The organism is Streptomyces sp. Je 1-369, from assembly GCF_026810505.1.
Classification (GTDB): Bacteria; Actinomycetota; Actinomycetes; order Streptomycetales; family Streptomycetaceae; genus Streptomyces.
In genome coordinates this window covers 8,584,136-8,599,096 of sequence record NZ_CP101750.1, presented here as the reverse complement: position 1 = coordinate 8,599,096, position 14,961 = coordinate 8,584,136, and the positions used below count along the sequence as shown (strand labels likewise).

The window sequence follows — 14,961 nt, the reverse complement described above, 5'->3', positions numbered from 1 at the left end:
CCTAGAAGGCGCCGTCGGGGGCTGCTGCTCGCGTGAAGTATTCGAGCGTGCCGGTGAGGTCGAGGAGCCGCTCCAGGTTCGGGGGCCGGTCGTCCAGGTGCAGCCGTGTCCCGGTGTCGGCGGTACGGCGGCCGATCATCAGCAGGATGGACAGGCCCATGGAGTCGACGTTGGCGATGCCCGCGCAGTGCAGGTGCAGGTCCCGGAGCTGCGGCCGGGCGCCGAGCTGGTCGGTGACCTCGGCGAGGAGGAACTCGGCGTTGTCGTAGTCGAGATCGCCGGTGATCTCTATGTGGACGGTGTCCGCGGTGCCGGCGGTGGCCAGGCGCAGCGCGGCGTGCGATGTGGTCATACAGGTGTTCCAGGCGCGGTGGCGTGATCGGTGGTGAGGGCTTCGAGTCCGCTGCGGAGGATGCGGGATGCCCGGGGGAAGTCCTTGAGTTCGCGGAGGAAGAGGTCGAGGGCCGGGGGGAGTGACCGTGCGGGCACCCCTCGGGCCTCCAGGATCCGGGCGGTCCAGGTGATGAACCAGCGGAAGAGTTCTTCGTCGCCGAGGTAGAGGGCCGTGGCGAGGAACTCCACGATGTGCGCGAGGTCCTCCGCGGTGCGCTCGCGCTGCGTTTCGTCGTAGCCGCGCATGGCGGGGAACGCGTCCTCCAGAGCGCGGAAGACGGTCCGCACCAGGGAGTCGCCGCTCCGGGTGACCATCGTGTATTCCTGGTCGGCCAGGTGCGGGAGGTCGTCCAGCTGCTGGTGGTCGGCCTGCGGGCGCGGCAGGCGTCCTTCGGCGAGGTGGTCGGCGGCGGTCGGGGCATCGGGCGCCCACGCGTCGGCGCCCAGCAGCCGCGCGTAGCGGCCGCTCGGTCCGAACGCGGCGCCGCCGACCAGGACGGGCACGCCGACGGCCTGGCACGCGGTGATCGCCGCGTGCGCGGTGGGGAGTCTGGTGGCGATCGAGCTGGACAGCGCGACCGCGTCGGCCTGCGTGGTGTGCAGGTGGGTGATCAGATGCGGTACGGGGACCTGCGCTCCCAGGTAGTCGACCTGCCAGCCGCGCAGCTTGAGCACCTCGGCGAGGAGCCGGGCGGGCAGGGCGTGCCATTCGCCGTCCACGCACGCCACCGTGACCCGGCCCCGGTCGGGTGTCCTGCGGGCGGCGGGGTGCAGGGCCAGGGCGGCGACGGCGCGTTCGTTGATGGAGGTGGCCGCGTGCTCCTGGGCGATGCTGAGGCGGTTCGCGGCCCACTCCTCGCCGACTCGGCTCTGCACCGCGGCGATGACGTCCACGAGGACGGCTTCCGGATCGGCGCCGTCGTCGAGGGCGCGCAGGAGGACTTCGGTGGCCGTGTACTCGTCGCCGACCGCCACGGCCTTCCACAGCCGGTCGGCCAGCTCCGGGGGCGGGGGCGGGACGGCGGCCCGGAGGCGGGGCGGGGTGCTGGTGCTCATGCGGTGAACCTGCCCCGAGTGCGGCCGTTCACGGCACTCAGGTGGTGCGTGCGGGGTGCGGAGATGGCGACGACGGCCATGTCGTCGTGACGGCGGTTGCCGAGCCACTGGGAGGCGAGCATCTGGACATGTTCCACGATGCCCTCCGACGGCATGCCGGCACATCCGGCGAGGGCACGCTTGAGGCGTCCTTCGCCGAACTGCGCGTCGCCCATCGGGCCGCCCTGGGCTTCGGTGATCCCGTCGGTGTACAGGATGCAGGTCTCCCCCGGCGCGAGCGTGACCGCCGTGGTGCGGGCGGGCACGTTCGGCATGGCGCCGACGAGGGTGCCGCGGGTGTCGGCTTCCTCGACCGTGCCGTTGGCGCGGATGATCAGCGGGGGTGGATGACCGGCGCTGGTCAGCCGCAGGTGCACCTCGTCGTCCCTGCGGATGGCGGAGGCCAGGACCAGCGTCGCGAAGCGGGTGTGGTGGGAGTTGAGCAACGCCGTGTTGAGCAGGGTAAGCATGCGCTGGTGGTCGTCCGCCATCGGCAGCAGCGCGTGGAGGGTATTGCGGATCTTGCCGGTGAGGACAGCGGCCTCCAGGCCCTTTCCGCAGACGTCGCCCAGCGTCACCAGCGACGGCTCGCCCTCGACGGTGGCGGGGTGGACGTCGTAGAAGTCCCCGCCGATGCGTTCGTAGTCGGCCGAGGGCCGGTATCGGCCTGCGAAGTCCACTCCTGAGATGTGCTGCAGGGTCGGGGGCAGCAGCTCCCGCATCAGCACTTCGGTGATGGCCGTCTGCTCGGCGTAGAGACGGGCGGCCGACATCGCCGCTCCGGACCGTGCGGCGAAGAGGCGGGCGAAGACCTCTTCCTTCTCGGTGAAGCCGACACCGCCCTCTTTGCGCAGCAGGATCAGCGCACCGGCGGGGACGCCGTGCCCGGGCAGCGGGGTGATCACTATGGCGCCGACGGGGCCGAAGCCCTCGGGAATCATCCACTCCGGCGCCGCCGACGGGTCGATCCACCGCGAGGGCACCGGCGGGAACCCCCGGAGGGCCTCACCGAGGCCGGGGACCTCGTTGGGGTCGACCGCCTGCTCCGACGTGGTGGGGCTGCCGCCGCGCAGGCAGGTCACCACGGGCAGCCGGTGGCCGCGTGCCGGGGCGATGGCCAGCGCCGCGTCGGCGAGGTTCTCGGCGGCCAGCTGCGCGGTGACGTCCATGCAGCGCCCCAGGTTGAGGGAGGAGAGCAGCGTGCTGGACGCCTTCGCCAGGAACGCGGTCCGCTCCCTTTCGATGTGCAGGGCTTCGCGGGCGAGCTGATGGTCCGTCTGGTCCACCAGCCACCAGGCGACCGTGCCGTCGTCGCGCACGCTGGGGTGTGCCTCGAAACGGCGCGCTCCGATCACACCGGACAGTGGGGCGTCCGATGCCTGTACGGGGCGTGGTCCGGGCAGGCGCGTGGCGCGATGGGCGGCGGCCAGCCAGGCCGGGACCACGTCGTCGAGGTGCGTCCCGGGTCGGGCCGCGGGGAGCAGTGCCCGCGCGGCGGCGTTGCACTGCGACAGGAAGCCCGCCGCGTCAGCGACAAGGACTGGGTAGGGGGCACCGTTCCACGGGAAGTCGGGCTCCGTGACCGCGGCGGTCTGCATGTGGGGGGAGACCAAATATCGAGGACCCGCTGGGCGAATCCCTCACCTCACCAACTCATAGGGAAAATGTTGCCTTGCGGCAACGATCCCGCACGGGACACCTTCCTGGCAACCCGTGTCCGGTCGGGGAGATGGCCGCGTCCTGCTGGCATAGTCGCGAGCATCCGAACACCATGCAGCTTCGGCCCGCCGAGGGGTACCCATGTCCGGCAATGACAGCACCTCCCCGTACGAGATCCTCGACGAGCGGTTCCGTACCGGGCAGTGTGCGAACGGCGACGACCGCCTCGAACAGTTGCACGGGGGCTGCCGGTGGGCCGAGGGGCCGCTCTACCTCCCCGCCTGGCGTCAGCTCGTCTGGAGCGACATCCCGAACGACCGGCTGCTGCGGTGGGACGAGTCGACCGGCGCGGTCTCCGTCTTCCGCTCCCCCGCCGGGCACGTCAACGGCAACACCCTCGACCGGGAGGGCCGCCTCATCAGCTGTGAACAGGGCAACCGCCGGGTGACGCGCACGGAGCCGGACGGCAGGATCACGGTGCTGGCCGAGCGGTACGGGGGCAAGCGGCTCAACAGCCCGAACGACGCGGTCGTCCGCTCGGACGGATCGGTGTGGTTCTCGGACCCGGACTTCGGGATCCTCAGCGACTACGAGGGACATCGCGCCGAGCCCGAGATCGACGGCCTCAACGTGTACCGGATCGACCCTTCGACGGGCGAGGTGCGTCTGGTGGCGGACGGTTTCGGGGGGCCGAACGGGCTCGTCTTCTCACCCGACGAGCGGCAGTTGTACGTGTCCGACACGCGCGGCGGCTGCATCCGCGTCTTCGAGGTGCGTGAGGACGGCACGCTCTCCGAAGGCAGGGTGTTCGCCGAGACGAAGGACGACGTCAGCCGGTTCGACAACATCCGCTTCGACGACGGCGGCCGTCTGTGGGCCGCCGCCATCGAGGGCGGGGTGCACTGTTACGACCCCGACGGCACCCTCATCGGGCGCCTGCGGGTGCCGGAGCCGGTCTCCAACATCACCTTCGGCGGCCCGAAGAACAATCGCCTGTTCATCACCGCGACCAGTTCGCTGTACTCACTGGTCATGTCCGTGACGGGGCTGCCGCGCGTGCTCCGTTGAGTGTCAGAAGCGGACGTCGGAGCAGGCGTAGAAGGCGTTGCCGGTGTCCGCGATGGTCCAGACGCCGAGGATGATGTGCTGGCCGGTCTTCTGGGGCAGAAGACCGCTGTGGGTGACCGTGGAGCCGGGCTGACGGCCGCCGAAGGGCACCGCGAGGAACGGCTGCGGGTCCAGGTCGGCCCTGGTCAGCGGCTTGGTCGGGTCCCAGCCGTCCTTGGTGATGTAGTAGCGGAAGTCCGTCGTGGCGTGGCGGGCGGTGATGCGCCAGACGAAGGTGTGGTTCTGGCCCGCCGTCAGCTTGGTGGTGGGCCACTTGCCGCCCCGCGGGTCGTCCAGTTCGGAGAAGCGTCCGATGCCGCCCGAGCAGATGCGGCCGTCGCCCGGCCCGCGCGCGGGGAATCCCTTGGGTCCCTCCACGCTCGGCGGCTCCCACTGGATCTGCCCGCAGTTGCGGACGGTGCCGTTGCCGCACAACTGCTGGCGGCTGACGGGCGAGTCGGTGTAGCCGTGGGCCTGGGCGCTGCCGCTGGTGGCCAGCATGGCCGATCCCGCGAGGCCGAGGCCCAGGAGTAACGAGGTGAGCTTCCTGCGCATGATGTGCTCCCGTGGTCCGAGGATGCGGTTGGGGCCGGACGCACACCTCTGGAGCACCGCCGCTAGCACCGTGCGGAGCGGGCGGCAGTGCGGGAACAACCGGAGGGCACACGTCCGACGCGGTCTAGACCAAGTCCGAGGCTAGCCCCACGAGTTAGGCATGTCCATACCAATGGAGCCCCTGCGGATGGAACCCCACCGACGGCCGATCGGCGGCGGGACTCCATCCGCAGGGGCAGGGCCACCCGCACCGCTCACTCCGTGGCTTCCGCCTCCACCGGCTTGGGGATGAGGAAGGACGTCGCGAAGGCCAGCGCGATGAGGACGACTCCGGCGATCATGCCTGCCGTGTAGCCGGCGGGTGACGTCTTGTCGGCCGGTGCCGCGGCGGTCTGCACCGCGTACAGGACGGCGAAGCTGAGGCCCGCGCCGAGGTTGAAGGCGCCCGCGTTCAGGCCGGGCAGGAAGCCCGGGTTCTCCTTCGGGGAGAGCACGATGCCGAGCCCGTTGAGGACGATGTTGCCCACGCCCGCGTAGGTGACGCCGATCAGGACCGACGCGACGAGCAGCAGCAGCCGCGAGTCGGCGTGCAGCGTGAACAGCATCAGGGCGACCGTCACGGCCGAGCCGATGAGCCCGAGGCGCAGGATGCGCCCGTAGCCGTACGTGGCCGCGAGGCGTCCGGCGATGGGTCCCATGGCGAGGCCCGCGAGGGCGTACGGCGTCAGGGTCCACCAGGCGCTGTGCTCGGCGCTCATGCCGAAGCCTGCCTGCGCGTCCTGCGCGAACGCGGGGATCATGCCGTTCATCACGGCGAACACGCCGGTCATGGTGAGGACCGTGGTGAGCAGCAGGGCCCAGGTGGAGCGGCGGCGCAGGTGCCGGGTGGCGACCAGGGGGTGGCTGCTGCGGTCCTCGATGCGCCAGAACAGGGCGAAGGCTACGGCGGTGACGACGAAGAGGCCCACGACGAGCGGCCAGTTCGCGTTGCCGAGCTTGCCCGCCTCGTTGAGGGCGATCAGGGCCGCGCCGACCGAGATGACCAGGAGGGTGACTCCCGGCCAGTCCATGCGGCTGTCCGCGCTGTCGGCGGACGGGGCGGCCTTCGACTCGGGGGTCAGGGTGGCGACGAGGAGCGTGGCGATCGCGGCGACGCCCGCCATGGCCCAGAAGACGGACTGGAAGCCGTGGTGGTCGGCGAGGTAGCCGCCGGCCAGGGAGTCGACGCCCGCGATGCCGCCGTTGACCGCGGTGATGACGCCGAGGAGCGTGCCGTACTTCTTCGGCTCGTGGACCTCGTTGCGCAGCATGATGAGGCAGAGCGGCACGGTGGGTCCCGAGACGCCCTGGATGACGCGGCCCGCGAAGAGCATCGGCACGCTCTCGGCGAGGGCGGCGACGATGCAGCCGACCACCATCAGCGCGAGCATCCCGGCGAGCACCTTGCGCCGTCCGACGAGGTCGCCGAGGCGGGGCAGGAAGAGCGAGAAGAGCGCGGCCGACGTGAAGAACGCGGTCTGGGTGAGGCCCACCTCGGCGGAGGTCGCGCCGAGGGAGTCCTCGATGTTCTTCAGGGCGGGGCTGAGCATGCTCGCGTTGAGCTGGAAGGCGAAGCAGGCCGCGAGGAGCGCGGTGACCAGGACCCCGATGCGCACCGGCCGGGAGCCGCGGGCGCCGCCCGGAGCGGCGGCGGGTTCGGTGAGGGCGTTCATGCGCTGACGTCACCGATCCGCTCGAGGGCGTCCACGATCAGGTCCCAGAAGCGCGTGTGGTCCAGGTCGACGGCGACCTGGGTGGTGCAGTCGTCCGGGGCGGGGGCGCGGAAGTCCGTCACGGTCATGCCGAGGGTGAGGGTTCCGGTGAGCTCGATGTCGACGGGAGCCTTACGGACGGTCATGACGCTCGGGTCGATGACGTAGGCGACGGCGCACGGGTCGTGGACCGGCGGGGCGTCGAAGCCCTGGGCCTCCAGGTACATGGCGCCGAAGAAGTCGAGGAGCTCGTTGACGAAGAGGGCGGGCTTGGTGCCGACCTTTCCGATGCGCTCGATGACCTCGGGGGTGGCGAGGGCCTGGTGGGTCAGGTCGAGGCCGACCATGGTGACGGGCCAGCTCTCGTTGAAGACGATGTGCGCGGCCTCGGGGTCGATCTTGATGTTGAACTCGGCGACGGGGCTCCAGTTGCCCGTGTGGTAGCCGCCGCCCATGAGCACGACCTCGCGGACGCGCTCGACGATGCGGGGCTCCTTGCGGGCGGCCAGGGCGATGTTGGTGAGGCCCGCGGTGGGGACGATGGTGATCTCGCCGGGCTCGTGGGCCATGACCGTGTCGATGATGAGGTCGACGGCGTGGCGCTCGTCCAGGGCCAGGGTCGGCTCGGGCATGACGGGGCCGTCGATGCCGCTCTCGCCGTGGATGTCGGGGGCGGTCTCGACGTCGCGTACGAGGGGGCGGGGGCAGCCCGCGGCGAACGGGACGCCGGTGATGTTCGCGATGCGGGCCACCGAAAGGGCGTTGCGGGTGACCTTCTCCAGGGTCTGGTTGCCCACCACGGTGGTGACGGCTACCAGCTCGACATCCGGGTTTCCGTGCGCCAGGAGCATGGCGATCGCGTCGTCATGTCCGGGGTCGCAGTCCAGGATGATCTTTCGGGGCATCGCGGAACCTCTTTGTTCGGCTGAGCGGGCGCTGCACATGCGGCGACGCTCGGGAAAACGTTCTCCCAAGACTGTGTGCACCGGCGCGAATTATGTCAATGGTCAACGACACACCCCGGCAAACTCGCCCGGAACGGACAGGAGTCCGAAGCGCGTTCGGCACCACAGAAATGGTCCAACAGGGAGAATACGCCCGGAAAATCGGCTCTGGTGACGTTGGTGGCCCGCTGATAACGTTTGCCGAAACGCATCGAAGGGTGGGCGCGGCGTGGCCGACGTAACGCTGAGAGACGTGGCCCGGGCCTCCGGCTGCTCCGTCGCCACGGTCTCCCGGGTTCTCGCGGGCACGCGCCCCGTCGGCGCGGAGACCGCGCGCCGGGTGCGCGAGGCCGCCGAGACGCTCGGCTACCGGCCGAACCACGCGGCGCGGGCTCTGCGCAGCCGTTCCACGGGCACGGTCGGGCTCGTCCTGCCGCAGATCACGAACCCCTTCTACCCGACGCTGGTACGCGAGTTGACGCACGCCCTGCACGCCGGGGGCCGTGCCGTGCTGCTCGCCGACTGCGACGACGATCCGGTGGCCGAGGCGGAGTACATCGCCGATCTGCTGGGCCGGCGGGTCGACGCGCTCCTGGTGATCCCGGCGCACGAGGAGCGCAGCCGGGAGGCGGTGACCGCGGCGGCGGCCCGGGTGCCGCTCGTCCTGATGGACCGGGGCTGCGGGCCCGCCGTCGCCGACTCCGTGGCGGTGGACAACACCGCGGGCATGGCTCTCGTCCTCGACCACCTCGCCGCCACGGGCCGCCGCCGCGTCTGCTTCCTCGGCGCGACGGGCACGGCATCGGCCGCCGCGGAACGCCGGGTCGCCTACGCGTCCGGCGCCGCGGCGCTCGATCCCGGGGCGCCGGACCGGGTGGCCCTCGGCGACTTCTCCGTGGAGTGGGGCCGGGCCGCGGTCGACGAGGTCTGGCCCGCCCGGCCCGACGCCCTCGTCTGCGCCAACGACCTGATCGCCATCGGCGCGCTGCAGCGCCTGCAGCAGCTCGGCGTCGACGTGCCCGGCGAGGTCGCCGTCACGGGCTTCGACGACATCCCGATGGCGGCGCTCTCGGCGCCGGGCATCACGACGGTCCGCCAGCCGGTGGCGGAGCTGGCGGCGGAGGCGGCGCGCCTGCTCGGCCGCCGTCTCGCGGGGGGCGAGGACGGCCACCCCCGGCAGGCGATACGGCTGGCACCCGGACTGGTCGTGCGGGAGTCGAGCGTGGGGGGCGCTGGCGTGGCGGGTGCGGGAGTGGTGGACGGTACGGTTCCGGCGCCAGGGGGCGCCGCCGCACTATGGCGGTAATGGCACAGGCTCGCAGGTCAACGCCGCACGCGATAGCGCGAATAGACGACGGCGGCTGAGCCGACAGCGCGGGTCTCGACGAGGTCGAGGTCCACTCGGCGCTCGTGCTGGGCGAAGAACGGGGTGCCGCCGCCGACCAGCACCGGATAGCTGCGGATGCGGTACTCGTCGATCAGGTCCAGCGCGGCCACGTCGGCGGCGAGACCCGCACCGCCGATCGCGATGTCTCCCTCCCCCGGTTCGGCCCGCAACCGCTCGATCTCTTCCGCCGGCGTGCCGGAGGCCAGCCGGGTGTTGCTCGCCCGCACCTCCGACAGCGTGGTGGAGAAGACCACCTTGGGGAGCGCGTTCCAGAGCGCGGCGAACTCGAGCGTGGGGGCGTCGAGCGACGGGTCCTGGTCGGCGGTCTCCCAGTACAGCATCGTCTCGTACAACCGCCGTCCCAGCAGATGCACGCCGAGCCCGCGCACCTCGTCCATGGCCAGGCTGAAGACGTCCTCGTCGGGCTCCGACCAGTTGAAACCGCCGTCCGGCCCAACGATGTAACCGTCGAGGGAAAGGCTCATGGAGTAGGTCACGCTGCGCATCGGAAGTCCTCCCGCCGGCGGGCGTCGGACGTCGGGCGCCGACGGATATCAGAAGGGTGCGGCGTGCGGTACATCGAAGCACGAGCTCTCGGCCCCATCAACCGCGAGCCGCCGGGCAGTTGCGCCGCGCTCCCTTCAGCGCACGGCTCCCGGCACCGTCCACGCGTGGACCGGCACATCCTCCGACGCCAGTTCCAGGGAGTGGCGGAAGATCTCACGGTCGCAGGCGCCGGCGCGGCGGGCGCGGCGGTGCCAGTGTGCGGGGGAACGGCCGGAGGCGACGCGGGCCTCGATGATGCCCAGCCACCGCTGGATCTCGTCGTCCGTCACACCGGCCCCGGCCAGACCGCGGGCCGCGCGCCCCAGGAGAGAGCCGACCACGTCGTGCGCGGTCCGCTGGACCGGCGCGCTGCCCGCCCGCGGCCACCACAGTGTGGCGTCCAGTCCCTGGCGGGCGGCGGCGTAGAAGTTGGCGCGTGCGTGCGCGAAGGGCAGGGGCGGGACCACCGGCTCGTGAGCGGCCGCGTGGTCCAGGACGAGACCGATCAGCAGGGCGGTGTTGGCGGCCATGTCCACGGGGGTGGGGCCGGAGGGCAGGGCGCGCATCTCGATGCGCAGATGCCCGTCGCCGGTGGGGTCGTACACGGGACGGTTCCACCACCAGACGGTGCCCACGTGCAGCCGTAGCTCTTCCAGTTCCGCGGGCCCTCCGCCCCACGTCGTCTGCGTCGGTGGTATGTCGGCGCAGATCGGCACGAGCGGGCGGTGCCTGCACGCGGCCTCCATGAGCTCGCCGACACCGTCGCGCACCCATCCCTCGCCGAAGCCCGTACGCTCGCCCGGGCCGGACGAACCGGTGCGGTACGTGCCGAAGGTCTGCTCGTACCACGGGATGCGGGTCTCGTCCCACAGCAGGCGGCCGAGCAGCACGGGCGAGTTCGCGCAGACGGCCAGCACCGGGGCGATGACGAGTTGCGCCGCGTTGTAGTAGCGGGCGAAATCCACCGCGGGGACGGTCAGGTGGATCTGCCAGGAGCTGACGGCTCCCTGGGCACACAGGGTGTCGGAACGCAAGCGGCAGCTCTGCTCGCCGCGGACGTTCAGATAGCGCGGGACGCGGCCGAGGGCGTCGTCGAGGACTCCGTAGCGACGCTTCGCGGAGACGTTGTGGCGGGTGAGGTCACCGGGGCGCAGGGTGGACAGGATGCCGGAGCAGTACGGCACCGCGCCGTGCGGAAGGGCGGCCTTGGCGACCGCACTGAGCAGGTCACGCGTCTCCTGGTGCAGGGCGGTGAAGGGGGACCCGCGCACGGGAACGGGGGTGAGGTTGCCCTCCAGGTTGTACCGGTTGACCTCCAGGACGAGACGTGGGTCGGCCGCGGCGAGGCGGACCTCCTCGTTCCGCGGGACGGGGCGACCGTCGTCCGGGTCGGCCAGGAACATCTCCAGTTCGGCGCCGAGCATCGGTTGCGGAAGGCCGAAGGAGGACCGGGTCACCGTGTCGCCGAGGACGCCGAGCGACTGTTGCAGCCTCGTACGGAAGAGCTGGTGATCCTGATCGGTGAACACGGTCTGCCGCAATTCGCGACCCATGGCCTGCTCCTCGTCCGATGACCGACACGACTGCACGACTGACCGACACGACGGCTCCGTGCCCCCGACCGGGCCGCCCCGGGGGGCCGCCCACCGTTTGGAGTCGTTTCACAGCAGTATGTGGCGATTACCCGTCCGCGGCTCCCCGAGGTGACGGAGGGCGGACCAAGGGCCGTGTGATCCGGCCGGAATACTGGCCGCCATGAACAAGGTCGAGGTAGTCGTCGCACACTCCGAACGCACCACTCTGCGCGTCGGTGACATGTTTTTGAAGGTGGATGCCGATCCGGAGCGCCTCGACGCCGAGGCCGAGGCGATGTCGCTGGTGCCGGTGCCGACCCCGCCGATCCTGTGGCGCAAGCCGTCCGTGCTCGCGATCGCCGCGGTCCCGGGGACAGCGCTCGGACGGCTCGGCGAACCGTCGACCGCGTCGCCCGCGGCATGGGCGGCGGCGGGCAAGGCGATCCGCACGCTGCACGACGCGCCGTTGCCCACCCGGCACGGCCGCGGCCCGGACGAGCTGGCCGCGGATCTCGACGCCGAATGCGCGTGGCTCGTGGCGAACGACGTCCTGCCCGCCGACCTCGTCACCCGCAACCGCGAGATCGCCGAGCTCGCGCTGCGGCCGTGGACTCCGGTGTTCACGCACGGGGACCTGCAGATCGCTCACGTCTTCGTCGACGGGGACCAGGTCACGGGCATCATCGACTGGTCCGAGGCGGCCCGCGGCGACGCGCACTTCGACCTCGCCACCCTGACGCTCGGACACGAGGACTGTCTCACCGACGTGCTCGTCGGCTACGGCACGGACGTCGACCTCGACGCGATCCGCGCGTGGTGGTCCCTGCGGAGCCTGCTGGGGGTCCGCTGGCTGGTGGAGCACGGCTTCGACCCGACCGCGCCGGGCTGCGAGGTCGACGTGCTGAGGGCCCGGATGTGAGGTGACGCGGCCGCGTCACCTCACATCCGGGCCCCTATGTCTCAGCGGCCGACCCGCCACGTGAGCGAGTCCGTCAGCAGGGCGCGCAGGTCCGGGGCGCGGACCGCGTCCGTCGGGTCCGTGGCGCGGACCGTCAGCTCGTGGGTGCGGCCGTCGGCCGGGACGCCGAGGGAGCGGGGCGTCACCACCAGGTCGCCCCGTGCACGACGGACCTCGCGCCCGTCGACGCTCCAGCGCAGCTTGATGCCGTCCGCGGCGCGCACGCGGACCTTGTCGTCACGGCGCACCGCGCGGTCCGTGGGCGTTTCCGCGGTGACGACGGACGCGTGCCGGTGGAAGCCCGCGATCATGGCCTCGCGGCCGGGAAGGTTGAACTCGCGGCCGAGCGTGCGCATGATCGAGTCCGCGGTGGGGCGGTAGAGGCCGCGCGGGTAGTAGCCGCCGCCCTCGTACGCGCCCACCTTGCCGCCGTCCGGTGAGGCCTGGCCGATCCACCGGTACCACTTCTTCTTCTGGGCGGTGAGCTGCGCGGCCGTCAGCTTGCTGATGTTGCTTTCCCAGGGTTCGGCGCCGGTGTACGTGCCGTACTCCTCGTACCAGTACTCGTCGGCCAGCTTGCCGAGCGAGTGCCCGGTCTCGTGGACGACGACCTGGTCGGACTGGGCGTTGTCCGATGAGGCGGTGGCGATGCCGTCGTAGCCGGACGGCGAGGTGATGTCGTTGTAGCCCGCGCCGCCGTACTTGGTGGAGTTGGCGAGGACGATGACGAGGTCGGGGTCGGCCGCCTTCTTCGCGTACGTCTCGACCTTGTTCGTGTCCACGCACAGCAGCCGCTCGATGCCGTCACAGAAGAAGGCCGAGCCGAGCGCGGTGTCCTTCACGGTGCCGTTCGTCGGGTCGTTGGAGACCCCGGACTGGCGCGAGACGGCGTCGACCGCCCACACGTTGAACAGGCTCTTGTACGACGCGTAGGGCTCGACGGCCGAGACCTTCGCCCACTTGGCGCGTACGTCGGCGTGGAAGTCCTCCTGCTGGGAGGCGGTGTAGCCGTCGCCGATGAAGACGACGTCGAGTTTGGTGCCGGTCGGTCCCGCCTGCACGATCGGGACGACGTCGCCGTCGCCCTTGATCTTCTCGCGTTCGCTCGACGAGAGCGCCGGGGAGGCGGGGACGTCGGTGTGGCGCGGGTGGGCGTCGGGTCCTGTGAAGTACTCGACGCGCTGGGACTGCGCGGCGGCGGTCGGCTCCGGGGCCGGGTTCGCGGCTGCCGCCGTGCCGACGGGCCCCGCGGCCGTGGCCGCCGCGGCGAGGGCGATGCCCGTGGCGAGCGCCACTCTCAGGGGCGTGCGTCTGGTGCGGATGGATATTCGATGCGTGGGGGGCATGGGCTTCCTTCCGAAGTCCGCGATATAAATGGCGGGTTAAGTAGAGTTAAGGCGCGGCTCAACGTAGAGGCTCCCGGGAGTCGAGGCAATGGGTGAGCTTCAATTCGCTGGTGGGGTGGGTGTGTTCACGCCGCAGTAATGAGCGGATCCGCCCGGCCTCGCGTACGAAGAGTCAAGCCTTCCCGAGAGAGGACGCAGTGGCGCACAAGAGTTCCGAGGCCGTGTCACCCGACGACCCGGCCGAGATCGGCCGGCGCGTCCTGCGCCTGCGCGGTGAACGCGGCCTCACCCAGCGGCAGTTGGCCGAACCCGCCTACACCGCCGCGTACGTCTCCACGCTGGAGTCCGGCAGGGTGCGCCCCTCCGAAGCCGCGCTGCGCCACCTCGCCGAGCGCCTCGGCGTCAGCTACGAAGAGCTGGCCACAGGACGCCCCGCCCACCTCGCCGCGGAGCTGCGCCTGCGCCTCACCGACGCCCGCCGCGCCCTGGCCACCGGCGCGCCCGAGGACGCGGCCGAATTCTTCCGCACCGTCCACGAGGAAGCCGTCACACACAGCCTGGCCGAGGAGCAGGCCGACGCGCTCCTCGGACTCGGCGACTGCCTCCTGGAGTCCGGCGAACTCACCGACGCCCGCGACCGGTTCGCCGCCGCCGAACGGCTGCTCGCCGACCAGCCGCTGCCGCGCCGCGTCCCCGCCGTACGGGGACGTGCCACCGCCCACCTGCTCAGCGGTGAACTGCGGTACGCCTGCTACCTCCTGGAGAGCACCCTCGACGAGCTCGACGCCGCCGGGCTCCACGACCCCGAGGCCCTGCTGCTCCTCTACACGGCGTCCATCGCGCCCTACATGGACATGGGCGCGCACGCGCGGGCCGCGCACGCCGCCGAGCTGGCACTCGCCCTCGCGCCGCGCGTCGACGACCCGGCGCTCGTGGCGGGGATGCACCGCGGGGTGGCCCGCACCCTCATCGCTGAGGGGCGCATCGCCGAGGCCGACGCGTCGCTCGCCAAGGCCCAGGAGCTCTACCGCCAGCTGCACATCCGTACCGAACTCGCCCACTGCCACTGGATGCGCGGCTACGTACACGCCCAGGACGGCGACCTGGAGCACGCCGAGAACGAGCTGCGCACGGCCCGCGGCATCCTCGCGTCCAAGCGCGCCGCGCTCTTCACCGAGCAGGTCGAGGTCGAACTGGCGGACGTGCTGCGGCGGCGCGGCAAGACCGACGAGGCCGAGGCGCTCCTGCGTCCCCTGCTCACCGCGGGCGACGAGGAGGAAGGAGGCGCCGGGCCGCTCGGTGCCGGACGCGGCGCGGTGCACGCGGGCGGCGCGCACCGGTTGCTCGGCCTGATCGCCGAGGAGCGGGGCGACACCGAACGCGCCGAGCAGCACTACTGCGCCGCGCTCTCCCTGCTCGAACGCTCCAGCGCGGTCGGCGATCTGGCCGACCTCTGCCGCCTTCTCGGTGACCTGCTGCGCCGCGCGGGGCGGGTGGAGGCCGCGATGGACGCGTACCGCACGGGCCTCGGACACCGCGCCGCCCCCGGCACCACCACGCTGGGCCCCGCACCCGCCACTCCCCCGATGTGACGTGCCCCGCCGTCCCAGGTGACCCGCCGCTGCATCGAAAGATGTACGGCGATC

The 14,961-nt window shown here is 71.6% G+C and carries 13 protein-coding genes; 4 read left to right on the top strand and 9 right to left on the bottom strand.

From position 1 onward, the window contains the following. Window position 1: 1 nt before the first annotated feature. The 3 genes from NOO62_RS38080 to NOO62_RS38070 are packed head-to-tail and all read right to left on the bottom strand — an operon-like array spanning window position 2 to window position 3,086. The gene (locus NOO62_RS38080; RefSeq protein WP_268775355.1) at window positions 2-352 is read right to left on the bottom strand and encodes an STAS domain-containing protein; all 351 of its coding nucleotides are present in this window, start codon (window positions 350-352) and stop codon (window positions 2-4) included. After that, window positions 349-1,449: a B12-binding domain-containing protein gene (locus NOO62_RS38075; protein ID WP_268775354.1), complete on the bottom strand. Its 1,101-nt coding sequence runs from the start codon at window positions 1,447-1,449 to the stop codon at window positions 349-351. Before NOO62_RS38075 ends, NOO62_RS38080 begins: the two co-directional genes overlap by 4 nt. Continuing rightward, window positions 1,446-3,086 (bottom strand): PP2C family protein-serine/threonine phosphatase, encoded by a 1,641-nt coding sequence (locus NOO62_RS38070; protein ID WP_268775353.1) that lies wholly within the window; start codon window positions 3,084-3,086, stop codon window positions 1,446-1,448. Before NOO62_RS38070 ends, NOO62_RS38075 begins: the two co-directional genes overlap by 4 nt. Before the next feature lie 202 nt (window positions 3,087-3,288). On the opposite strand from NOO62_RS38070, the gene NOO62_RS38065 reads away from it, so the two are divergent. Beyond that, on the top strand, window positions 3,289-4,215 hold the full coding sequence (locus tag NOO62_RS38065; protein WP_268775352.1) for an SMP-30/gluconolactonase/LRE family protein: 927 nt from the start codon (window positions 3,289-3,291) through the stop codon (window positions 4,213-4,215). 3 nt (window positions 4,216-4,218) lie between these two features. On the opposite strand, the gene NOO62_RS38060 is transcribed toward NOO62_RS38065, so the two are convergent. The 3 genes from NOO62_RS38060 to NOO62_RS38050 all read right to left on the bottom strand — a co-directional run bounded on the left by NOO62_RS38060 (window position 4,219) and on the right by NOO62_RS38050 (window position 7,465). Beyond that, window positions 4,219-4,809, bottom strand: coding sequence for a lytic polysaccharide monooxygenase (locus NOO62_RS38060; RefSeq protein ID WP_268775351.1), 591 nt, complete (start codon window positions 4,807-4,809; stop codon window positions 4,219-4,221). A 254-nt stretch (window positions 4,810-5,063) separates the two neighbouring features. After that, window positions 5,064-6,521 carry an MFS transporter gene (locus tag NOO62_RS38055; protein ID WP_268775350.1) on the bottom strand — a complete coding sequence of 486 codons (1,458 nt, stop codon included), beginning with the start codon at window positions 6,519-6,521 and terminating at the stop codon, window positions 5,064-5,066. Next, window positions 6,518-7,465 (bottom strand): nucleoside hydrolase, encoded by a 948-nt coding sequence (locus NOO62_RS38050; RefSeq protein ID WP_268775349.1) that lies wholly within the window; start codon window positions 7,463-7,465, stop codon window positions 6,518-6,520. Before NOO62_RS38050 ends, NOO62_RS38055 begins: the two co-directional genes overlap by 4 nt. A gap of 268 nt (window positions 7,466-7,733) precedes the next feature. On the opposite strand from NOO62_RS38050, the gene NOO62_RS38045 reads away from it, so the two are divergent. Beyond that, window positions 7,734-8,810: a LacI family DNA-binding transcriptional regulator gene (locus NOO62_RS38045; RefSeq protein WP_268775348.1), complete on the top strand. Its 1,077-nt coding sequence runs from the start codon at window positions 7,734-7,736 to the stop codon at window positions 8,808-8,810. A 17-nt stretch (window positions 8,811-8,827) separates the two neighbouring features. On the opposite strand, the gene NOO62_RS38040 is transcribed toward NOO62_RS38045, so the two are convergent. Together NOO62_RS38040 and NOO62_RS38035 are read right to left on the bottom strand one after the other, a co-directional pair. Then, window positions 8,828-9,397 carry a dihydrofolate reductase family protein gene (locus NOO62_RS38040; RefSeq protein WP_268775347.1) on the bottom strand — a complete coding sequence of 190 codons (570 nt, stop codon included), beginning with the start codon at window positions 9,395-9,397 and terminating at the stop codon, window positions 8,828-8,830. Window positions 9,398-9,532: 135 nt separating this feature from the next. Further along, window positions 9,533-10,990 carry a glutamate--cysteine ligase gene (locus tag NOO62_RS38035; RefSeq protein WP_268775346.1) on the bottom strand — a complete coding sequence of 486 codons (1,458 nt, stop codon included), beginning with the start codon at window positions 10,988-10,990 and terminating at the stop codon, window positions 9,533-9,535. A 202-nt stretch (window positions 10,991-11,192) separates the two neighbouring features. On the opposite strand from NOO62_RS38035, the gene NOO62_RS38030 reads away from it, so the two are divergent. Next, on the top strand, window positions 11,193-11,930 hold the full coding sequence (locus NOO62_RS38030) for an aminoglycoside phosphotransferase family protein (protein ID WP_268775345.1): 738 nt from the start codon (window positions 11,193-11,195) through the stop codon (window positions 11,928-11,930). A gap of 41 nt (window positions 11,931-11,971) precedes the next feature. Here NOO62_RS38030 and NOO62_RS38025 read toward each other — a convergent pair whose 3' ends face one another. Then, on the bottom strand, window positions 11,972-13,315 hold the full coding sequence (locus NOO62_RS38025) for a M64 family metallopeptidase (protein ID WP_268775344.1): 1,344 nt from the start codon (window positions 13,313-13,315) through the stop codon (window positions 11,972-11,974). A 197-nt stretch (window positions 13,316-13,512) separates the two neighbouring features. On the opposite strand from NOO62_RS38025, the gene NOO62_RS38020 reads away from it, so the two are divergent. After that, the gene (locus tag NOO62_RS38020) at window positions 13,513-14,907 is read left to right on the top strand and encodes a helix-turn-helix domain-containing protein (protein ID WP_268775343.1); all 1,395 of its coding nucleotides are present in this window, start codon (window positions 13,513-13,515) and stop codon (window positions 14,905-14,907) included. The last annotated feature ends 54 nt before the right edge of the window (window positions 14,908-14,961 follow it).

Excerpts from the sequence above, each read along its gene's own strand:
- NOO62_RS38035 (WP_268775346.1), bottom strand. The coding sequence starts at position 10,990 with ATGGGTCGCGAATTGCGGCAGACCGTGTTCACCGATCAGGATCACCAG.
- NOO62_RS38060 (WP_268775351.1), bottom strand. The coding sequence starts at position 4,809 with ATGCGCAGGAAGCTCACCTCGTTACTCCTGGGCCTCGGCCTCGCGGGA.
- NOO62_RS38080 (WP_268775355.1), bottom strand. The coding sequence starts at position 352 with ATGACCACATCGCACGCCGCGCTGCGCCTGGCCACCGCCGGCACCGCG.
- NOO62_RS38040 (WP_268775347.1), bottom strand. The coding sequence starts at position 9,397 with ATGCGCAGCGTGACCTACTCCATGAGCCTTTCCCTCGACGGTTACATC.
- NOO62_RS38070 (WP_268775353.1), bottom strand. The coding sequence starts at position 3,086 with ATGCAGACCGCCGCGGTCACGGAGCCCGACTTCCCGTGGAACGGTGCC.
- NOO62_RS38050 (WP_268775349.1), bottom strand. The coding sequence starts at position 7,465 with ATGCCCCGAAAGATCATCCTGGACTGCGACCCCGGACATGACGACGCG.
- NOO62_RS38055 (WP_268775350.1), bottom strand. The coding sequence starts at position 6,521 with ATGAACGCCCTCACCGAACCCGCCGCCGCTCCGGGCGGCGCCCGCGGC.
- NOO62_RS38025 (WP_268775344.1), bottom strand. The coding sequence starts at position 13,315 with ATGCCCCCCACGCATCGAATATCCATCCGCACCAGACGCACGCCCCTG.
- NOO62_RS38065 (WP_268775352.1), top strand. The coding sequence starts at position 3,289 with ATGTCCGGCAATGACAGCACCTCCCCGTACGAGATCCTCGACGAGCGG.
- NOO62_RS38075 (WP_268775354.1), bottom strand. The coding sequence starts at position 1,449 with ATGAGCACCAGCACCCCGCCCCGCCTCCGGGCCGCCGTCCCGCCCCCG.
- NOO62_RS38030 (WP_268775345.1), top strand. The coding sequence starts at position 11,193 with ATGAACAAGGTCGAGGTAGTCGTCGCACACTCCGAACGCACCACTCTG.